Source organism: Saccharothrix espanaensis DSM 44229 (assembly GCF_000328705.1).
Lineage (GTDB): Bacteria > Actinomycetota > Actinomycetes > Mycobacteriales > Pseudonocardiaceae > Actinosynnema > Actinosynnema espanaense.
The window spans coordinates 6,456,299-6,473,199 of record NC_019673.1 but is presented as its reverse complement, the minus strand read 5'-3'; the positions used below and the strand labels follow the sequence as shown (position 1 = coordinate 6,473,199).

Here is a 16,901-nt window from a genome sequence, read left to right as displayed (position 1 = left end):
GGTGTCGCCGACAGTGGCCGCCACGTGGTGGGACGGCGCGAAAATCGCGGGAATAAGCCGCGCTGTCCAGGATCCGGACGTGATCGGGTCACTTCGTGGACGGCGCAATCCGCCGGCTTCCGAGCCCTCAACACGGAAGGATGCGGTGACGTGAGCGTGCACAGCGGTCAGTTCCACGACGTCGTCATCACCCCCGACCGGGTCCTGCGCTACCCGAAGACAGCCGCCGCCGCGGCCGAACTGCCCGGTCGGGCCGCCCTGCTGGAACAGCTGGGCACGCTCGACCTGGGCACGGCGATCCCGCGCCCGTTGGCGGCGATCCGGCCCGCGCCGCTGGGCGAGTACCACCTGGTCCTGACCCGGGTGCCCGGCGAACCCCTCGACCAGTCGGGCGTCGACGTCGCGATCGACGTGGTGGCGCGGGAGTTCGCCCGGGTGCTGCGCGCGCTGTCCGAAGTAGACTTCCCGGACGTCGTTCCGGTCGCCGATCCGTTGCGATGGAGCAAGTTCGCGGACGGCGTCCGGGCCGAACTGTTCCCGTTGATGAGTGGTGACGGGCGGGAGCGGGCCTCTCGCGAGCTGACCGCGGTGCTGGCGTTGGACCACGTCGCGACCGGCCTCGTGCACGGCGACCTCGGCGGCGAGAACGTGCTGTGGGTGGAAGGCCCGACGCTGTCCGGGATCGTGGACTGGGACGAGGTGTCGATCGGCGATCCGGCGGAGGACCTGGCGGCGATCGGCGCGAGCTACGGCCCCACCCTGCTCGCCCGGATCCTGGCGGACCTGGAAAACCCACCGGTAGGCCACCGGATCGCCGCCTACCAGGGCACGTTCGCCCTGCAACAGGCACTGGCCGGGGCTCTGGACGGCGACGACGCCGAGCTGGCCGACGGCCTCACCGACTACCGCTGACCCCCGGCGCCAAACTGTCCACTATGGATCACTAGCTATCGCACTCAGTTGAACAGTTTCACGATTTGCGCCGCCACCGCAGCAGGGCTTTCCAGCGGCAGCATGTGACCGGCGTCGTCCACCACCACGGCCTCGCCGCCGACCGCCTCGGCCAGTGCCCGCGCGTTCGACTCCGGGCACAGCCGGTCCTCGTCACCGACGATCGCGACCACCGGCCGTTCGCCCGCCACGGTGAGCGCGGCCTCCCGGTCGTAGCGGTCGACGGCCGGGCGGAACAGGGCGACGGTTTCCGGCCAGTGCGCCCACACCATGTCGGCGGTCAGCTCGACGTCCTCCGGCCGCGGCTGGTCGCCGAACAGCCACCACCGCAGGCCCGCGGTCTTGGCCGGCTCGATCTTCTCCCGGATCGTGCGCACCAGCGGCCCGAACGCCCGTTCCAGCTCCCGGACCAGCTTGCCCAGCGCCTTCGGCCAGGCCAGCGACGTCTCGGCGAGCCCGGTGGCCGCCGTGGACACGAACACCACCCCCGCCACCCGCTGCCGGTAGAGCCGGGGTCGCCGCTCCGCCATCGCCATCGCGGCCATCCCGCCCATCGAGTGCCCGGCGATCACCACCCGGCCCTCCGGCACCAGCTTCTCGATCAACTCGCCGAGGTCGTCCCCCAGCCGTTCGATCGTCGCGGACTCCTTGTCGGCCGGCCCCGACTGCCCGTGCCCCCGGTGGTCGTAGCTGATGACCTGCACGGACTCCGGCAGCTCGGCCACCACCCGGTGCCAACTGCGGTGGTCCAACGCGTACCCGTGCGCGAGCACCACGGTGAACCCGCCACCGGCCGTCCCGCCGCGCTCCAGGTTCAGCTCGGTGCCGTCCTCCAGCCGCAACCGCTCCGCCACCATGCCGATGCCCCTTCCGTCGTCGGACCTCACCCGATCCAACGACCGGACGAACCGGACGTCACGGTTCCGCAATCCCGACCGGCGGGCTCACCCCTCGCGACGGACCTCATCGGCAGCGACGGAACCCCTGTCGACGGCCAAGTAGGTGTCGGCGGTCGCCGCTTCCAGGAACCCATCGCCAGGGCCGGGGGGAGAAGCGCACGTCTTCGCCGACGAGCTGCTTCCACGGTGCCTCCTCACCGCGTTCGAAGCCCGACCGTGCCACCCGTGCCGCAACGTCCTGTTTGCGTCGCTCCAACGCCAGAAACCGCCGGCTCTGCTTTTCTGGTGTCCGTCGTACCACCCAGGGCCGACCCGCAGAATCCGGCGCGAGCCTGCAGGCATCGTTAGCAGGGCGTAGTAGACCAGTCGGTCTTCGATGTTGAGGTCACGAAGAGGTGATCGGCAAGGCTCATCCCGCACAGCAGCTTCGAACTCTTGGCCTCGGACAGCCACGGATAGACGTCTCGCCCGACGGTGATCGCCGCGTCGATCACGTCCCGCCAGGTCGTCGTCACCAGGTAGTCGCCCGCTGCGGGGAGCGAAGGGCCGGCCCGCCACGGGCGGGACGCCGTACGGACCCTCGCCGTCCTGGGACGGCCGCCGACATCGGGCGGAGAGGAGTGCCTTACGAACACGGGTACGTCGAACGCGTCCGCGGCGCCGATGAGCCTTCCCGACGCACCCGATGGTGGCAGCATGGTCCGAGCGTCTCAGACACCCCCGTGGGGCGTCCCCGGAAAGGAGACGCCCCACGGGGTCACGAGTTGCGCAGGAAGCGGTCCAGGACTCGGACGCCGAACTGGAGGGCGTCGACCGGGACGCGTTCGTTCACGCCGTGGAACAGGCCGGAGAAGTCCAGGTCGGCGGGCAGTTTGAGCGGGGCGAAGCCGAAGTTGCGGATTCCCAGTTGTTGGAACGACTTCGCGTCCGTCCCGCCGGACAGCATGTACGGCAGGACCCTCGCCCCCGGGTCCTCCGCGGTGATCGACGCCGTCATCGCGTCCACCAGCGCGCCGTCGAACGTGGTCTCGACCGGGGGCAGCCCGAGCCACTCGCGTTCCACGTCCGGGCCGAGCAGTTCGGCCAGCTCGCGGTCGAACGCCTCTTCGCGGCCGGGCAGGATGCGGCAGTCCACAGTGGCCTCGGCGGTCGACGGGATGACGTTGGCCTTGTAGCCCGCCGACAGCATGGTCGGGTTGGCCGTGTCGCGGATGGTCGCGCCGATCATCCGGGACAGCGCGCCGAGCTTGCCGATCGCGCCGTCGAGGTCGTCCTCGGGGAAGTCCAGGCCGGTGATCTCGGTGACGCCGGCCAGGAACTCGCGCACGGACGGCGTCAGCACCACCGGGAAGCGGTGCTGGCCGAGCTTGGTCACAGCCGCCGCGAGCTTCGCCACGGCGTTGTCGTGGTGGATCATCGACCCGTGCCCGGCGGTGCCGCGGACCCGCAGCTTGAGCCAGCGGATGCCCTTCTCGGCGGTCTCCACCAGGTACGCGCGCACGTCGTCCTTGAGCGTGATCGAGAACCCGCCGACCTCGCTGATCGCCTCGGTGACGCCCTCGAACAGCTCCGGCCGGTTGTCCACGAGCCACTTCGCCCCGTACACGCCGCCGGCCTCCTCGTCGGCGAGGAACGCGAACACGAGGTCACGGGGTGGCACGACGCCGTTGCGCTTGAAGTGCCGCGCGACGGCGAGCGTCATCGCGACCATGTCCTTCATGTCGACGGCCCCGCGCCCCCACACGTAGCCGTCCTGCACGGCCCCGGAGAAGGGGTGCACCGACCACTCCGACGCGTCGGCGGGCACCACGTCCAGGTGCCCGTGCACCAGCAGCGCGCCCCGGGACGGGTCGGCCCCGGCCAGCCGCGCGACGACGTTGCCGCGGCCCTTCGCGCCGGACTCGACGTAGGTCGTCTCGTAGCCGACCTCGGACAGCTTCTCGGCCACCCACTCGGCCGCCGCGCGTTCCCCGACCAGCGTCTCGGGGTCACCGGTGTTGGTCGTGTCGATCCTGATCAGCTCACTGGCGAGGGCGACGACCTCGTCCTGGGCCACCCGCAGGCCCTCTTCCACGTTGCTCACCCCGCCTTCCTACCACTTAGCCGTGCTCACGACTTGTCGCGGGTCACGTGGTGGGAAGCGGTGCTCGGCGCTGGAGCACGGCCGGGCGGGCACCGGCTGCTTCGCCGCAGCCGGTGCCCGCCAAGTCGAGCGACCTCCTGTCCGACGCCGCCGAGGAACGCCCGCACCCCTCCCACCTCTCGACACCGCCGTCCGAAGCGGTCCCGGCCGGGTGGCCTTGCCGGCGACGCTCGGTGAACGTGCGACACCGTTCCGGCGAACAGGTCTGAACCACGGACCGCCGCGGTACGTAGTCCCGTGGAAGGCACCCCCTACCCCCTGGACCACCCCATGAACCCGACCACCCCACCCACGCGCCTGATCTCGTGGCTGGGCACGGCCACCCTGACGCTCGGTCTGTGGGAGATCGCCACCCCGATCGCGCTGGGCCACGACTTCACCGGCGTCCGCACCCTGCCCGCGGCGTTCACCGGCGGCACCGTCCTGGTCGTCGTCTCGCTGATACCGGCGATGACCCCGTTACACGCGCGGTGGACGGCCCCGTTACTCACCGTCGCCGGCTGGTGGATCGTCGCCGGACCCTGGCTGGCCTCCCGACCGAACCCGCTGTCCCTGGTCAACGACCTGGCGGTGGGCGGTGCGGCGGCCCTGGCCGGCCTCGCCCTGTCCAGCCTGACCCGGCCCAGGAGAGTCGCCTGAGCCGACCAACAAGCCCTGAACCGACCACGAGAACCGTCGCCGGCACCTCACTTCGCCACGCTGGTGGTCCCGCTGCTGCCGACCCTGCTCGACACCACCGCCGACAACGCGCCCTGGGTCACGATCACGCTGCTGACCAGCGCCGTGACCGCGCCGATCCTGCCCAAGCCGGCCGACATGGCGCGCACGGCATCAGCACCATGCGCGACGAGCTGCGCAGGAACGGGTCGGCTCGGCGGACGGCTGGTCGCCCCGGCACCAGGTACTGCCGCCGACCCCCGACGAGCCCAAACGGATTCGCTGTGCGACCGCCGACGTCATCACCCGCACCGGCGAACTAGAAGCGGATCACGATCGGGACCAGTCGTTCTCCGTCACGGGGCTGCGGTCGCGCAGCGGCTCCCACCACGCGCGGTTGTCGGCGTACCAGCGGATCGTGTCGCGGACGCCCTGCTCGAACGGGATCGTCGGCTCCCAGCCCAACTCCTGCCGGATCCGGGAGGAGTCCAGCAGGTAGCGCCGGTCGTGCCCCGGTCGGTCGGCGACGGTCGTCTTCAACTCCTGGCCGCGGCCCAGTTCGTCCAGCACCAGGTCGGCCAGCTGCTCGACGCTCGCCTCGTCGCCGGTGCCGACGTGGTAGGTCTCGCCCACGCGCCCGCGCTCCAGCACCGCCTCGATGGCACGGCAGTGGTCCACCGCGTGCACCCACTCCCGGCGGTTGTCCTTCGACTGGTAGACCGGCAGTTGAGCCCCGTCCAGCGCCCTGGTCACGAACAGCGGCAGCACCTTCTCCGGGAACTGGTGCGAGCCGTAGTTGTTGGCGCAGTTGGTGATGCTGATCGGCACGCCGAACGTCTCGTGGTACGCGCGCACCGCGTGGTCGGCACCCGCCTTGCTCGCGTTGTACGGCGTGCGCGGCCGGTACGGGCTGTTCTCGGTGAACGCCTCCTTCGCGTCCAACGCCAGGTCGCCGTACACCTCGCACGTCGACACGTGGTGGAACCGGCCGATCCCGACCTGCCGGGCCGCTTCCAGCAACGCCTGGGTGCCCAGCACGTTGGTGCGGAAGAACCGGCCCGGGTCCAGCACCGCGAGGCTGTTGTGCGACTCGGCGGCAAAGTTGACGACGACGTCGACGTGGTGCTGTTCGAGCAGCCCGCTGACCAGTGGTGTGTCGCCGATGTCGCCGTGGACGAAGGTGATCCGGTCGCGGACGGCGTCGAGGTTGGCCGTCACCCCGGCGTACGTCAGCGCGTCCAACGCCACCAGGTTGTCGTCGGGGTGGGCGTCGGCCCAGTAGCGGACGAAGTGGGAGCCGATGAACCCGGCGGCACCGGTGACGAGCAACGAAGTCATGACCCCACCCTAGCCGGCTCGACCCCGCCGGAGCGGCTGTCGACCACTGCGGAATCCCCTGGCACTCCGGTGATCTTGGCGGTGGGGTCGGGGTTCCCGGCCCCGCGCGATGTCCCGCCGGCGGGCGCGGGAACAACGTTCACCCAGCACAGACCGTCATCGCGGCCGACACAAGCGACGACCTGGCTCGACGACCTGGTCCGACGACCTGGTCCGATGACCTAGTCCAAGGACAGGCGCCAGTACTGGCGGTCCTTGTGGTCTCGGACGACGACCCCCACCCGCGCGAGTTCGTCACGCAGCTCGCGTGCGTCCCCCGCCGACTTCTCCTTGCCGCGCAACGCTTGTTCCCGTGCCTTGAGCAGGGCGTTGGCCCCGGTCGGGAGTCCCGGCGTCTCCGGCACCCAGCGCCGGAAGGACTCGCGGTGCGGGTCCGCGTCGAGCCAGCGGTAGCCCTGCCCCCGGAACGCCTCGGCGACCTCGGCCGACCGCAGGTCCGACGACTCCCGCGCCAGCTCCTGCTGCCGACGTCCCAGCACGACGATCTGCTTGCCGTCCAGGAACGCGGAAGCGACCTGGTCGGCGGGAATCGTGGTGGACTCGTCGCCGCGGGTGAACACGATCTCCTGCGGGTCCACCGCCAGAGCCAGGCTGTCGTGCTTGGCCAGCACCGTGAGCACGAGCCCGCCGACCAGCCCGAGCACGATCGCGCCGGTCGTCGACCACGGCTCGGGAATGGAGTCGACCAGGCGCAGCGGGCCCTCGAACGGCACCCAGGGCAGCGTCAACAGCCAGCCGGCCAGCACCTTCACCAGGTACACGGCGGCCGCGCCGATCACCGGGAAGCCGAACCAGATGAAGGCGCTCAACCACGGAGGATCGACGACGGTGACGCCATTGGGTCGGTTCACGTGCTCAATACCCCTCGAACGGCCGATTCCACAAGTCCCGTGCCGAGTGTATCGAGATCGCTTCCGGCGGGGTTCTCGCGGGTGCCGGGCCCCGTTGTGCCGCACGACAGCGTGATACCCGCTGCCGCGTCCGGGCGTGCCACCGCTACCACCGCCAGGGTGATGCCGGTATCGCGTTGCGTGACAACACGTTCCTCCTGGGTCGGCGCCTCCCCCCGCTGTCGCCCAGTACCGTTGCGTCGCGCGCACGTACCCGCCGTGGCAATCGGTCCACCCTCCGGACCCTGAACCCGCGCAACGTAGCCAACTGTCCACAGTAGAGGATCTACTTTCGTGCGGTCCGGTCTCCGCTCATCGGCGGCCACCGGGCCGGGACCGCCTCCGGTCGGCGGGAGGTCGTGCGGCGAACGGTCACACCACGCAGGCCGGCACGGTGGTCACATTGGCGGTCACGCTGTTCCACCGGGTGATGAACAACTCGAACGGCGACCACTTCCACACCACAAACTGGGGTGAGGTGCTCTCGTCCATCACCAACTACGGCTACCTCTACGAGCGCGTCGGTGCCAACGTGCCGAGCCAGTGCGTTCGGCGGGCGCGCGCTGCCGGCAGGGGCGGCGTGCGCCCACCGTGCCCGCCGGCCTGTGTATTTCCGGCGGGTCCGGCAGATCCGCCCTTAAGTGACGAGTCCGACGGCGCTGCCGCGCCCCCTCGACGTCGAGGTGACCCGCCTGCGCTTGGTCCGCCGGCTCGCCCGGCGCTGGGAGCACCCGGTGACGCTGGTCGTGGCCGGTGCGGGGTTCGGCAAGACGACCGCGCTCGTCCAGGCGGTGCGCGCCCACCTGCTCGAACCACGCGGCGTCGACGCCTGGGTGTCCTGCGCGCCCGTCCACGAGAGCGCCGAGCACCTGGCCGGAGCCCTCCTCGACGCGCTGTCCATTAAGGACTCAAAGCGGACGTTGCGAGCGGTGCTCGACACGCTGATCTGCGCGGCACCGCTGGAGACGTGCCTGCTGCTCGACGACGTGCACGAGATCCCCACCGGATCACCCGGCGCGGACCTGCTCGCCGGACTCGTGCGCGACCTCCCGGCGACGGCGCACCTGGTGCTGTGCGGGCGGGAACTGCCCGACCTCCCGCTGGCACGGCGGGAAGCGGCGGGAGAGGTGATCACGATCGGCCCCGACGAGCTGTCCTTCACCGACGTCGAGGTGCGCGCGCTGGGCCGTCGGCTCGACCGCGACCCGGCACCGGCGGGCGCCCTGCGCGGCTGGCCGGCCCTCGTCCGGCTGGCGTTCGCGGCCGGCCCGGCGGCCCCGTGGCGCTACGCTCGCGAGGAGATCCTGAACCGGCTGCCCGAACCGCAACGCCACGCGCTCGCCGCCCTCGCCGCGCTGGACACCGCGACCGACGCCGAAGTCGCCGCCGTCACCGGCACCCCGGTCGCGCTGGACGACCTGGCCCGACGAATCCCGTTGGTGGGCCGCCTGGACGACGGCCGCTACCGCGCGCACGACCTGTGGACCGAGGCCCTGTGCCGGACCACGCCGCCCGGCGAACTGCGCCACCTGCACCGGCGCGCGGCCGGGCTGCTGGCCTCGCGCGGCGACCTGCCCCGCGCGGGCGCCCTCGCCTGCCGAGACCAGGACTGGCCGCTGCTCGCCACGCTGTCGGTCGACCTGGTGAACACCACGATGTCCGCGCTGCCCCAGGGAATAGCCGAACGCTGGCTGGCCCACGTCCCGCCCGCGATCCGTGACCAGCCCGCCTTCCTCCTCCTGCATGCCGCCGTCCTGCACGCCACTGACTTCACCGACCCGCGGATCGACCCGCTGCTGGACCGGGCGTGGGCCGACCTGAAGCACACCGCCGTGCTCGGCCAGGCCGTCATCACCGCCCACTCGCGGGCGGATCTGCCTCGCCTGGTGGAGTTGGCGTCCCGAGCCGACGAACCGAACGGCGCACCGACCCCGATAGCGTTGGTGCTGCGGCACAGCGTGGCCGCGACCGTCGCCGAGGTCCGGGGTGACCCGGAGTCCGCGCTGGCCGAGATCGTGCGCGCCCCGACCGTCGACGTGCCGGCCCAGATCGCCTTGGCGACGGTGCGTTTCCACTACCACTGCCTCAACATGTGCGGCCGGGCCGGCGAGGCCGCCGACCTGGCGGACCGGGCGTTGGGCGACGCCGACGAACACCACCTGCGCCTCAACGGTCCGATAGCCCGCTGGTTTGACGGCGACCCGTCCGACCTGTGCCGACTGCGCGGCGTGCCACCCGGCGGCACCGCACGGGATTCCTTCGTGGCCACGGCATTCCTGACGGTGATCGCGTCGTGCTGCGGCGACATCGCGCCTTCGTCTGGGCTCCCGTGCGGCGATCCAGCCGACCACGACAATCCGCGCGACGCCGTGCTCGCGTGCGTCGCGACAGCCGTGATGGCGGTGTGCGCGGGAGAGGAAACCATTGCCTGCCAGACGTTCTCCGACCACCTGACCCGATGGCCGGTGACCGACCGGTTCCACGAACGCCATCTGCGGCGGTTCCTGGCCGTCGGCTACGTCCTGAACGCCGACCTGCGGGCGGCGTGGGACCGGGCGGAACTCGGCCCGTCGCACGACAAGGCCAGAACGGCGGCACGCGCCCTCGTCCAAGCGAGAAAAGGCGACCTGATACCAGGTTCCCGCCTGCCGTTCGAGCACGCCCTGTGTTTCCTGCCCCTGTCCTGGTCGGTGGAGTTGGCGGCACGCCTCGCGGGGACCGGCGACCTCGCACTGGGTCGTTGGCTGGCTGACACCCTGGGTCCCGTTGTCCACCAACACTTCCGCCGAACCGGCGGCACCGGAGCGGCCACCCTGCTGACCGCTCTGCCGTCCCCACCGATCACGCGCACCGGAATCGCCGTACTGGGCCCGATGAAGGTGACCCGGGACGGAGTCGCCGTCGACGTCCCAGAACTGCGCCGCGTCCGCGTCCGACAGCTCCTGGGCCTGCTGGTGCTGCGCCCGCTGCTCACCCGGGAACAGGCGGTCAACATCTTGTGGCCGGACTTGGCCCCGGCGGACGCGGCGCGGAACCTGCGCGTCACACTGACCCACCTGCGCCGCCTGCTGGAACCCGACCGCGCCAGGGGTGACGCCAGCTATCACCTGCGCACCGAGCGCGACACGATCCGGCTGGTCCGCTCGACGTGGCTCGACGTAGACCTGTGGGCCGCGGACCTCCTCGACACCCGAGTACCCGCCGCCAGGACCTCCGGCGACCTCGACCAAGCCAAAGACCTCCTGACCGCCACAATCGCCCTGTGGCGCGGAAATCCCCTCCCGGACCTGGCCGGCCTCGCCGACCCGGACCTGCACGTCGACACCGATCGCCTGCGCGCGCACCACGTCGGGCACCTGCTCACGCTGGGCGAACTGGCCCTGGTCTCCGGCGAGACGACCCGCCCCGCCCACCTGGCCGACCGCGCCTTGTCCCTCGACCCGTACACGCCGCGCGCCCACCGCCTGACCCTCGCCGCCGCGATCAGAACCCGTGACCCCATCCGGATTTGCGCCACCCGCGAGCAAGTCCTGGCCATCCTGGCGCGATTGGGCGCACCACCGGACCCGGCGACGGAACTCCTGCTACGGAGAACGCTGCCCCCGACCGTGGGTCGGGAGCAGCGTGGGAGTGCCGTCAGCAGTTGACGATCGTCTCGTCGTTGGGGCAGAAGTCGTTGAGCGGCCCACCGTCCGCCCAGTCGCCGACGTTGTGCGGCCCGCCGTCGAGCAGGTCCACCCCGTCACCGCCGAACAGGTGGTCGTCACCGAGTTGCCCGAACACGCGGTCGTCACCCGCGCCACCGTAGATCACGTCGTTGCCCGGGAGCCCGCACACGACGTCGTTCCCCTGCCGGGCGTGGATCTCGTCCGCGAACGGCGTCCCGAGGATGACATCCGGCCCGTTCGTCCCGACCGTGACCACCCCCGGCACCGCGAAGATGGTCGGTACCAGCCCGGCGCACAACTGCGCCCACGGCGGCGGGTCGTCAGCCGCCACCGCGACCCCGTTCATCCCCACCAGCCCACTGCCCAACACCAACGCGCCCACCAGGGCGACAAATCGAGCCCGCACAGCCATGTCGAAGCCTCCAACGAGTCCAGTGGCACCGATCGGCGACCACCGCACCAGCCTCCACACAGCCCGCTAGCGAAACGCTAACCCACGAACGTCACGCGACGCTGCGAAGCGTCACCGTCCCACCTTCGCGCCGAGCGTCCCGCCTACGCAATCCGCGCCGCGTGAACTTGACCAACAACGTCCCGACGACCGCCGCGACGCACCCGCCCAGAATCCGAAGCCGCATCTGCACAAACCTCCACTGATCGGTCCTTCTCCACTCCACCGGGAGCCGTGATGCGCGCATGGACAACCAGCAGCAGAACGCACAACCCACTCACCACCCCCGCCACGATCCGCGCGGAATACCCGACACCGACCAACGGAGCAAGCGCGTTGACCCCGCCACTGACCCCCAACACACCCCACAACAACAGAGGAACCAAAGCGCGAAGACCCCGTTCCCCACCCACCCGGCAGCTCATGCCCCCAAACCTACGAACCCCCACCGCCTCAAACGATCCCGCCCACAACCGAACCGAGGTGAGGCAGGCCCTACCCTCACCGCCCCCCACACCCCACCGGTGTTGACCGTCAGGCCGGTGGCCTCCGTCGACGCGGAACCAACTTTCGCCGCAGCGCCGCGACACCGAGCGCGGCACTGCTCAACACTCCCGCACCCAGCACGTTCATGGTGCCGAGAAGCAGAGCAGCAGAGCCCGTTGTAAGCACAAGGCACACGGCGGCGGCGATCATCAGCCTTGTCACGCGGCGAGTGCGCTCGTCGCAATCCACAACCTTGTCCAGCAGCCGCCAGAGACCTGCCTCGGGCGTGCGTCGCCCGGTCACGAGTCACCCGCCCCGGTGGCAAGGCTGAGCGGCCTCAACACTATTTCCGGTAGGGAGAACATGCTCTGCGGATCTCCGGTGAACCGATCGGGGGTCACCCGGATGTCCTGCACGTGGGCGTACTTGCCGTCGCGCTCGTCGAAGACGGTCGATTCCCCGCAGACCCCCGCTATCGGATCACGGAGTGCTTCGACCACCGAGCTGACCGATGGTCCGTTGTGGATCTCCACGTGGATCTGGGTCTTGCCGAGTCCGGCCCACACGTCGACCCCGTCTGCCCCGGAGAGCAGCCCGATCCTGCGCAACATCGCGCTGCCAAGACCTACCGGACCACACACTCGACGGTGGTGGGCCAGGCCGGCGCGCTCTCCCCGGCTCAACTGGGGCGTGCGGTCGAGGAAGGGATCGACGGGCCGTTGCGGCGCGGAACGTCGGATCTCGGTCCAGAGGTCGTTCCAGCGGGGGACGGGGACGTTCTTGATCTCGACCTCGGCATCGGTCAGGTCGCCGCTCGCGTCGAGAAGCCTCAGGGTGATGCCGTTCTGGCCGGGTGTCAGGCGCAGACCCGGCACGCCGTCGCCGGTGGGGTTCGGGTGGACCGGAGCCAGAAGGGCGCGGAGGAACGGGAGCACGACAGCCTCGGCGAGTTCGACCACGAGCCGCTGCCTGCGCGGACTCACCAGGCGAAACACCTGGTGGAACCGGAACGGGTCGGCCGGGATGGGCACGTCGGCCTCGTGGATGGCCAGCAGCAGACTGGTCTCCAGGATCCGTTGGTGAACGGAATGGGCCTCCGCGATCAACCTCGCGGCCGGCGCGCTCGGACCGGTCGCTTCCGCCTGAGGGGCGATGCACCTTTCCGCCACCGGAGGATCCTCGCTCGTGTACCTGCACCGCAGTGCGACCAGGCCGTCAAGGTCTCCGGCGGTTCGCCGTCGCCGCGACGGTGCGGACCTGGCTTCCCACGCGCGCCAGATGTTCGCCATGGCGCCGGCCTTCGACCTGATGGGGTGGGGCTCGATGTCCTCGAACCGCTTCACCACCAACCGTCCCGTCATCGCGGTGGGGGAGTCCACCGGCCGTTCCGGTGCGCCCAGGTCGTTGATCTCGGCTTGCCGGCCGTCGGGTGACTTCCGTGCGGTGAACCCGCCGGCCGCGATCTGCGTGACCGGGTGGCACAGGGCGGTGAGCAGGCTTTCCACTGGTGGTCCACCGCGCCACTCCAGTTGAAGCGTGTGGACGCCCTTGCCGACGACTTTGATCGACCAGACGTCGCGGAAGATCCTGATTCGGCGCAGCAGCCCGCTGGCCAAGCGCACCGGCAGATGGAGGCGGGGACCTGTGCGAAGCCTTTTGGCCTCGCGTGGCGCCAACACGTTCGGATACCTCTCGCCGAGCAGGAGAACGGCCGGCCGTTCGTCCCGTAGGTAACCCGTGGTCGCTCGCCACTCCCGTGACCTGACACCGGTCACGATCACCCTGGTACTGGACATCTTGTCGACGAGGAAAAGTTCCAAGTGGTCGTCTTTCCAACGCACTCGTGCGCCCGCGACGCCGCCGAGTTCGTCGTCGGACTGCTCGTCCTCCATCGGAAGCAGTTCGGCCAACATCGGGCCGAGCAGGAGTGGATCGAGTTCGAGGCGGATCGAGTCGGATGCGGGCGCGACGCGCTTGATCGCCTCACCGAGACGGAGTCTCCACGCGCTGGGGTGGTGGGCGAGGCGGTCGAAGCCGCTCACCAACGCGCCGAGGACGCCTGTTTCCAGTTCGCACTGCGCCTGTTCCATCGCGACCGGCAGGACCCGCCGCCGCAGGGCACAGGGCAGCGGAGACGTCGACCGGGTCCCGTCGAACATCGGCGCCGGGGCTCGGAAGACCTCATCAAGGGCCGACCGCTCAGCGAAGGACAAGGTGGGTTCGAGATCATCCGCCCAGCGACGGAGGACCCGACCGGACTCGTTGGTGAGCGACGCGCGTAGCTCGACCAGTCTGGCCAGAAGAGTGCCAGTGCTCACGACGTTCCCCGTTTCCGCCGCCCGGCACGGCTGACAAGGACGAAGCGCACAGCGAAGAGGGTGGTACGCGGAGCAGTCGCGCGGTGGGATCAACCCTGTGGGGCCCTTGTCGCCCGATGCCGGGGGGCGACGACCCAATCGGCGGACCGCGCCCGCCGAGGCAATCGTAGCGCGGCCCGCAACGGACCTGGTCAGCGGTCCAGTTCTTGTTGGAGTTGGAGGAGGTCCACGAGGACCGCGCCGAGTTTGGCGATCACCACCTCCAGTTTCAGCAGCAGGTCTTCGGCCTTGAACATGGCCTTCGCGATGGCCTGGAGGGCGCGGCGCACGCTGTCCGGGGCTCCGACGCCGGTCAGGGCTTCGGCTGCGCACGACAGCAGCGTGCCGACCAGGTCGGCGAGGATGTCACGGACGCCGCCGCGCACGGTGTCGACCACGTCTTTCATCTTGTCCGTCGCGGACGCCAGGGCTCGGGCGTTGAGGGACGCGCCGATCGTCCGCAACGCCGTGTGCGCGGCGTTCATCCGGTAGGCGGTGGCGGCTCGGCCGGTCCAGTCCGGGGCGCCCTGGGTGATCGTGGTGGTCTGCTCGCCGGCCTTCTCGGCCAGGCGGTTGGCGATGGAGCGCCACGTCGTCGCGTAGCTCTCCACCATGTCCGGGTTGCCGGTCAGCTGGTGCAGCGCCAGGCGCAGCGGTTCCACGTGTTCGAGCATCCAGCCGGTGAGCTGGCCCGCGACGAATCCGATCGGGTCGAGGACGGCGCCGATCGCGTCGATCGCCAGGCCCGCGCCGCCGACCACCGCGGACGCCCAGTCGCCGGCGTCGATCTGCTCGCACACCTGCTGGATCGAGTCGATGACGGTGCCGTCGTCGAGACCGTCGAAGTCCCCGGTGTTGGCGAACTGACGGGTGGCCACGCCGACCGGCAGCAGCACCGGGTTGAGGGTGGTGGCCAGGGCCGCCAGCGAGCTGGAGACCATCTTCTCCTTGCTGTACTGGGAATCCAGGTCGGTGCCGCGGTCGACCAGTTCGTTGTCGCTCTTCGCGTCGTCGCCGATCAACACCATCTAGCGGCCTCCGACCTTCGGTGCGCGGGCGGCGCGGTCGAGCATGTCCAGCAGCTTGCGCAACGTCTCGGAGACCGCGTCCTCGGCACGTTGGTAGGTCTCGGCGGTGTCGGCCAGGCCCTCCGCCTGCTCCACGAGTTCCGCTGTCACCTCGACGGCACGTCGAGCGCCGTGCTCCTGGGGCCCTCGAAGCAGCTCCGGCAGGCCCATCGCCTGGCAGATCCAGCCGTACGCGTCGTCCAGTGACGTGACGTGGCAGGCCGCATCGGCGGCCACGGCGGTGCCGGTGGCGATGCCGCGCACGGCCTGGGCCTGCTCGCGGACCTGCTCGGGAACGACGGTGAAGTCGGTCATGACATCCCTCGGGGGCCGTCGGACCCACCGCGCGGTGGGTCGTCGTCCTCGGGGTCGAAGCGCAGGACCTGCACGGTCGAGGTCTCGGCGGCGGGCGGGTCGGGGAAGCGCGACCGGTAGGAGGCCAGGAACTGCTCGGCGGCAACGTCCTCGCCCACGGTCTCGGCGGCCAGCTCGGTCACCTGGTCGCGCAGCCGCGCCTGGGCCCGGCGCAGGGTGGCCTGCACCTGGTCGGCCATCGCGCGCACGTCCAGCTCTCGGAACCGCTCGGCGAACCGGAACGCCGTGGGCACGCCGTTCGCGTCGACCGTCACATGCACCGCGTCGTCGGGGGAGGACGCCGTGGCGGCCGTGCGGTCCAGCCGCGTTTGGAGCTCACCGAACCGGTCGGCCCTGCGTCGCAGGTCCTCGGCCATTCGGCGCAGGTTGCTGGGCAGAACGGGCCGCTGCGGATCGGTCACCGGGCCGAGATTAGCAGCGGTTGTCACGGTGTGTGCTCACGGGGAGCGGTTCTGGTGACGATACGCTCACGGCCGGAGGTGGGGTTGGTGCGTTTGCCGTTCGCTGCGCACCCCGCGGTGCGTGCCGAGTTCGAGCGCCGCTGGGCACGGGTGGTCCCGCTGCTGTCGGCGGGATTCTTGGGGCCGCCGCTGGTCAGCGTGGTCGCCGTGGCGGTCGGCGAGCCGTCGGGGGTCTTCGCGTGGGTGTTGCTCGCGGTCGGCTGCGCGGTCCCGGTCGGGTTCTTCGCGGCCCGGACCCACCTCCGGCGCACTGGCTGGTGGGGGTGGCTGGTCGGGCTGTCCGGTGCCTTCCAGGCGTTGGGCATCGGGTTCCTGACCCTCCGGCCTGTGCTGATGGCACCGACGGCGGTCGCGATGGTGGCCGGGGTCCTGCTCGTCCTTCACGGCCGGCGGATCCTGCTCGACCCGGCGGACGGCACCCTGGCCGGCACGTCCTTGGGCCTGCGCAGCGGGTCACGGTCGGTGCGCAGCGCCGCGGGCCGGCTGCTGCTGGGCTACGCGAGCGCCGACGACCGGTGGCTGCGCTGGCGGATCGGCACCGGGCCCACCGCCCCGGACGTCCTGGACAAGAAGGTCGCGCTGCGCGAGATCGCCCGGGTGTGGGTGGCCGAGGCGGGCGGCTCGCCCGGCGGACCCGTGGTGGTCGTGCGGACGAACTCCGGCGTGGTGGAGCTGGTGGTGGGTGATCCGGAGAGCTTCGCGTGGCAGCTCGACCGCCGCCTGCGCGCGCTGGCCGACCGCGCGTGGCCGCGCCCCTGACCAGGCACGACCGGGCAGCGGCCCGGAGCGACGGGTTCGCCGGGATGGCAGGTCCGCCGGCCCCGCCCTACGCTGGCCGCATGACGGACTCGGAGATCCACGACCGGATCAGCGGCCTGGTGGACGAGGAGCACGAGCTGCGCCGGCGGGTGGAGTCGGGCGAACTCGCCCCGGAGGAGGAGCAGGCCCGGCTGAGCCAGCTCGAGGTCACCCTGGACCAGTGCTGGGACCTGCTGCGGCAGCGCCGCGCCCGCCGGACCGCCGGCCAGGACCCCGACGACGCGCAGGCCCGACCGCCCGTCGAGGTCGAGGGCTACCGCCAGTAAACCCCTCCGGAAG

General features: G+C 70.8%; 15 protein-coding genes and 1 pseudogene. 5 read left to right on the top strand and 11 right to left on the bottom strand.

Annotated elements, in window-relative coordinates; all coding sequences use genetic code 11:
• Positions 1-120: 120 nt before the first annotated feature.
• Positions 121-912, top strand: a pseudogene (locus BN6_RS27855) (aminoglycoside phosphotransferase family protein); the annotation flags it as partial.
• 44 nt (positions 913-956) lie between these two features.
• On the opposite strand, the gene BN6_RS27850 reads toward BN6_RS27855, so the two are convergent.
• The 3 genes from BN6_RS27850 to BN6_RS27845 all read right to left on the bottom strand — a co-directional run bounded on the left by BN6_RS27850 (position 957) and on the right by BN6_RS27845 (position 3,924).
• Complete coding sequence (locus tag BN6_RS27850; protein WP_231904766.1) at positions 957-1,838, bottom strand: alpha/beta fold hydrolase; 882 nt, start codon at positions 1,836-1,838, stop codon at positions 957-959.
• A gap of 356 nt (positions 1,839-2,194) precedes the next feature.
• Positions 2,195-2,365 (bottom strand): hypothetical protein, encoded by a 171-nt coding sequence (locus BN6_RS47010; RefSeq protein WP_158509450.1) that lies wholly within the window; start codon positions 2,363-2,365, stop codon positions 2,195-2,197.
• A 242-nt stretch (positions 2,366-2,607) separates the two neighbouring features.
• The gene (locus BN6_RS27845; protein WP_015103156.1) at positions 2,608-3,924 is read right to left on the bottom strand and encodes a M20/M25/M40 family metallo-hydrolase; all 1,317 of its coding nucleotides are present in this window, start codon (positions 3,922-3,924) and stop codon (positions 2,608-2,610) included.
• A 339-nt stretch (positions 3,925-4,263) separates the two neighbouring features.
• On the opposite strand from BN6_RS27845, the gene BN6_RS27840 reads away from it, so the two are divergent.
• Positions 4,264-4,632, top strand: coding sequence for an SPW repeat domain-containing protein (locus tag BN6_RS27840; RefSeq protein WP_015103155.1), 369 nt, complete (start codon positions 4,264-4,266; stop codon positions 4,630-4,632).
• 47 nt (positions 4,633-4,679) lie between these two features.
• On the opposite strand, the gene BN6_RS49785 is transcribed toward BN6_RS27840, so the two are convergent.
• From BN6_RS49785 to BN6_RS27830, 3 genes are all read right to left on the bottom strand, one after another.
• Positions 4,680-4,811 (bottom strand): hypothetical protein, encoded by a 132-nt coding sequence (locus BN6_RS49785; RefSeq protein ID WP_269454287.1) that lies wholly within the window; start codon positions 4,809-4,811, stop codon positions 4,680-4,682.
• 169 nt (positions 4,812-4,980) lie between these two features.
• Positions 4,981-5,988: a dTDP-glucose 4,6-dehydratase gene (rfbB, locus tag BN6_RS27835; protein ID WP_015103154.1), complete on the bottom strand. Its 1,008-nt coding sequence runs from the start codon at positions 5,986-5,988 to the stop codon at positions 4,981-4,983.
• A 221-nt stretch (positions 5,989-6,209) separates the two neighbouring features.
• Positions 6,210-7,004, bottom strand: a complete 795-nt coding sequence (locus BN6_RS27830; RefSeq protein WP_015103153.1) for a YqeB family protein — start codon at positions 7,002-7,004, stop codon at positions 6,210-6,212.
• Between the two features lie 575 nt (positions 7,005-7,579).
• Here BN6_RS27830 and BN6_RS27825 point away from each other — a divergent pair.
• Positions 7,580-10,585, top strand: a complete 3,006-nt coding sequence (locus tag BN6_RS27825; RefSeq protein WP_015103152.1) for a BTAD domain-containing putative transcriptional regulator — start codon at positions 7,580-7,582, stop codon at positions 10,583-10,585.
• On the opposite strand, the gene BN6_RS49780 is transcribed toward BN6_RS27825, so the two are convergent.
• The 5 genes from BN6_RS49780 to BN6_RS27800 form a co-directional block, all read right to left on the bottom strand.
• Entirely contained in the window at positions 10,575-11,018 is a 444-nt protein-coding gene (locus tag BN6_RS49780) for a calcium-binding protein (protein ID WP_015103151.1), read from the bottom strand. The two genes, BN6_RS27825 and BN6_RS49780, sit on opposite strands and share 11 nt — an antisense overlap.
• Before the next feature lie 824 nt (positions 11,019-11,842).
• Positions 11,843-13,861 (bottom strand): hypothetical protein, encoded by a 2,019-nt coding sequence (locus BN6_RS27815; RefSeq protein WP_041314300.1) that lies wholly within the window; start codon positions 13,859-13,861, stop codon positions 11,843-11,845.
• A gap of 191 nt (positions 13,862-14,052) precedes the next feature.
• The gene (locus BN6_RS27810) at positions 14,053-14,928 is read right to left on the bottom strand and encodes a WXG100 family type VII secretion target (protein ID WP_015103147.1); all 876 of its coding nucleotides are present in this window, start codon (positions 14,926-14,928) and stop codon (positions 14,053-14,055) included.
• A complete protein-coding gene (locus BN6_RS42525; protein WP_015103146.1) occupies positions 14,929-15,282 on the bottom strand; it encodes a type VII secretion target in 354 nt (117 codons plus the stop codon).
• Positions 15,279-15,743 carry a YbaB/EbfC family nucleoid-associated protein gene (locus BN6_RS27800; RefSeq protein WP_148303051.1) on the bottom strand — a complete coding sequence of 155 codons (465 nt, stop codon included), beginning with the start codon at positions 15,741-15,743 and terminating at the stop codon, positions 15,279-15,281. The genes BN6_RS42525 and BN6_RS27800 overlap by 4 nt, the downstream gene beginning before the upstream one ends.
• A gap of 87 nt (positions 15,744-15,830) precedes the next feature.
• On the opposite strand from BN6_RS27800, the gene BN6_RS27795 reads away from it, so the two are divergent.
• Positions 15,831-16,562 carry a hypothetical protein gene (locus BN6_RS27795; RefSeq protein WP_148303050.1) on the top strand — a complete coding sequence of 244 codons (732 nt, stop codon included), beginning with the start codon at positions 15,831-15,833 and terminating at the stop codon, positions 16,560-16,562.
• A gap of 80 nt (positions 16,563-16,642) precedes the next feature.
• Positions 16,643-16,888, top strand: a complete 246-nt coding sequence (locus BN6_RS27790; RefSeq protein ID WP_041318373.1) for a DUF2630 family protein — start codon at positions 16,643-16,645, stop codon at positions 16,886-16,888.
• Positions 16,889-16,901 lie beyond the last annotated feature (13 nt).